The 2,284-nt window shown below is 67.3% G+C and carries 2 protein-coding genes; both read right to left on the bottom strand.

Annotated elements, in window-relative coordinates:
* Nucleotides 1-163: 163 nt before the first annotated feature.
* Nucleotides 164-946: a calcium-binding protein gene (locus ACZ7NC_RS45275; RefSeq protein ID WP_471498238.1), complete on the bottom strand. Its 783-nt coding sequence runs from the start codon at nt 944-946 to the stop codon at nt 164-166.
* Nucleotides 947-1,017: 71 nt separating this feature from the next.
* Nucleotides 1,018-1,797 carry a calcium-binding protein gene (locus tag ACZ7NC_RS45270; protein ID WP_471498234.1) on the bottom strand — a complete coding sequence of 260 codons (780 nt, stop codon included), beginning with the start codon at nt 1,795-1,797 and terminating at the stop codon, nt 1,018-1,020.
* Between the last annotated feature and the right edge of the window lie 487 nt (nt 1,798-2,284).

The raw sequence follows: 2,284 nt of genomic DNA, 5'->3' as shown, positions 1-2,284 counted from the left end.
GCAGTACCGGCCCCACGTCCTCGACGGCTTCATCGCCGGGACCGGACTCTCCCTCGACCTCCCACCACCATCACCTTGAAGCGCCGAAGTCAGTATCCGAGGAGGATGCGGTGCCGAAGCAGGGTGAAGCCTGCTCGTCCGTGCATCTGGCGTGCGATCTGGATCAGGGGCAGTTGATGGCTGTGTCGCCGGTGTCGCGGTTGCAGGTGTCGAAGCCGAGGCCGCCGTCGAGGCTGTCGTTGGCGATCACACTGTCCACGGCGTTGAGGGTGTCATTGCCCTCGCCGCCGCCCAGGGTGTCGTTACCGGCGTTGCCGGTGACGGTGTCGTTGCCCTGGTCCCCGTTGAGGGTGTCGTTGCCGTCGTCGCCGTTCAGAGTGTCGTTTCCGGCGTTGCCGTTGATGGTGTCGTTGCCTGCCAGGCCGGAGATGGTGTCGTTGCCCGGGCCGCCGTTGATGGTGTCGTCGCCGGGAGTCGCCTGCAGGCCGGTGGATGCCGGGTCGTCGCCGACGAGCCGGTCCGCCCGGGGACCGCCGGTGAGCCGGTCGTCGCCCGCGCCACCGAGCACCGTCCCGGCGGCGTCGAGGTTGGGGGAGATGGTGACGTCGTCGTCGCCGTCTTTGGCGCTGACCCGAATTGCCGTGATGGGCAGGGGGCATTCGGTCGTGTGTGCCGAGGTAGGCCGGCACGGAGCGACGGCGGCCATCGTGTCCCCGGTGTCGGTGACCACGACGACGTTGCCCCGCCGGCGGACGGTGATGTCGTTGGACACCCCCTCGGCGGCCGTGACGACCAGGCTGTCACCGGCCTTCTCGACAACCGTGCCGGCGGCCAGGACTCCGCCGCCCGGCTCCTTCGTACCGGGCGCCGCGGAGGCCCCGGCCAGCGGCGTGAACAGGAGTGCGCCAATGGCCAGGATCATGGTCAAGATACGCCGCGCTGTCATCGGTATCCGTCCTTTCGTTTCACCGTGCCGTCTACTGGTACCGGGGGTGCTGTGCTCCGCCCGCGCGCTCATCACGGGCAGCCGCTGACGTTGTCGCCCAGGTCCGCGCGGCAGTCGTCCGCCTGCGGGCCGCCTTCGACGTAGTCGTTGCCGCTGACACTGTCCACGGCGTCGATCATGTCCCGGCCGCTCCCGCCGTCGGCGTAGTCGTTGCCCGGGCCGGCAACGATCTGCTCATTGCCGGCGCCACCGTCGATCACATCGTTTCCGGCGTTGCCGTTGATGACGTCCGCGCCGCCGCGGCCCTCGATGGAGTCGTTGCCCGCGCCGCCGAAGATCCTGTCCGCCTCGCCACCCCCGGTCAGGGTGTCGTTGCCCGCGCCGCCGGAGAGGAAGTCGGATCCTTCGTCCCCCTGGAGGGTGTCGTTGGCAGACCCGCCATAGAGATTGTCGTCGCCCGGGCCGCCGATCAGCGTGACACCGAGGTACGCCAGCATGGAGGTGACGCTGTCGGCCTGATCGCCTGCGTTGACCACGAGTTCAGTAGTGCCGGCGGCCGGGCAGGCCACTTCGGTCGCGCTGATTGCGGTGCAGGTGCCGGACGGTGCGACGGTGTCCCCGGTGTCCCTGATCCTGATGCTGATGCCGGTCTGCCAGACGGTGATGGTGTTCCCCCGTCCCACGCCGGCAACGACCGTGATGGTCGTGCCGGTCTTGTTCACCAGCGTCGTCGCGAAATTCCCTGATGGCGACGGTGCGGCCGGACCCGCACCGGCCACCCCCGCGAGGCATGGAAGGGAACCGCATACCGTTGCCAGAACTGCGGCGGTGCGAAAAAGCCCTTTACTCATGGTCAACCCCCTTCTTGAGAGTAGAAACGTTGAATCCGGTCCCGTGGCCGGCCGTATTGCCTCCCGGACGGGGACCGCCCGCATACCGTCGATCGGCCCGCGCCCCGGCTTCGATGACCGGAAGCGCCCTCACCCAGCCCGCGTTCTGTCGAAGCGGCCGGAACGTCCGGCCACCAGAGCATGCCGGGATAGGAAACCCAGCTGAAGGCGAATTAACGCCATTACTGCATACACAGGGTATTTTCCGCTTGCAGCCATGTCGGGCGAGGCTGACATGGCTTCTTCGGCCTTTCAGTTGGAGATCATGGCGGTCTGCGGTAGTTCAACCTCGATTCTTCACTTGCGGTGTGACGCCGGTCGGGTCGGTGGTTTGCCCGTAATATCCCCTGCCGTGTACTACAGGGGAGGTTCGTGTCGGCTAGCGGGGTGATTCGTTGAGCCTGGTGTGGAGAAGACGCTGCGTGATGTGGAGTTGTGGGCGGAGTGG

The sequence above is a fragment of the Streptomyces sp. NPDC111802 genome (assembly GCF_055634335.1).
Note: the sequence above shows the minus strand (reverse complement) of the source record. Positions and strands in the feature narration are given on the sequence as shown.

Bases quoted from the DNA above. Each gene is read 5' to 3' on its own strand.
- ACZ7NC_RS45270 (WP_471498234.1), bottom strand. From the start codon at position 1,797: ATGAGTAAAGGGCTTTTTCGCACCGCCGCAGTTCTGGCAACGGTATGC.
- ACZ7NC_RS45275 (WP_471498238.1), bottom strand. From the start codon at position 946: ATGACAGCGCGGCGTATCTTGACCATGATCCTGGCCATTGGCGCACTC.